The sequence below is a fragment of the Chryseobacterium sp. SIMBA_028 genome (genome assembly GCF_046535285.1).
Lineage (GTDB): Bacteria > Bacteroidota > Bacteroidia > Flavobacteriales > Weeksellaceae > Chryseobacterium.
The window spans coordinates 1-276 of sequence record NZ_JAWRWZ010000226.1; the positions used below are offsets into that span (position 1 = coordinate 1).

1 protein-coding gene is annotated in these 276 nt (G+C 35.9%); it reads right to left on the minus strand.

Going from position 1 to position 276, the window contains the following annotated elements:
- A partial coding sequence (locus tag SCA31_RS23245; protein WP_410699390.1) for a hypothetical protein occupies positions 1 to 276 on the minus strand: 276 nt, incomplete at both ends.

Consider the following 276-nt stretch of genomic DNA (forward strand, 5'->3'; position numbering starts at 1 on the left):
GGGTCTATATTTAAACAGAAATACTTTTTCTTGTTAGGCAAAATAAATGCTTTCAGCTCAAATAACGGCCACTGAGCAGGATCAATAATTTTAGAAATCATGTGATTCCGTACAGACAATATGCTCTCTTCTATTTGTTGCTCATTGGCTTCTGACAGGTCAACAGGTTCAACAGAATAAAAAACTTCGTCTTGAAGTATTCGTTGAGTCCCATTCTCAAAAATAATGGTCCTCAAAATAGAATGTCTGTCAATCAGCTTCTGCAAAGCTAGATTG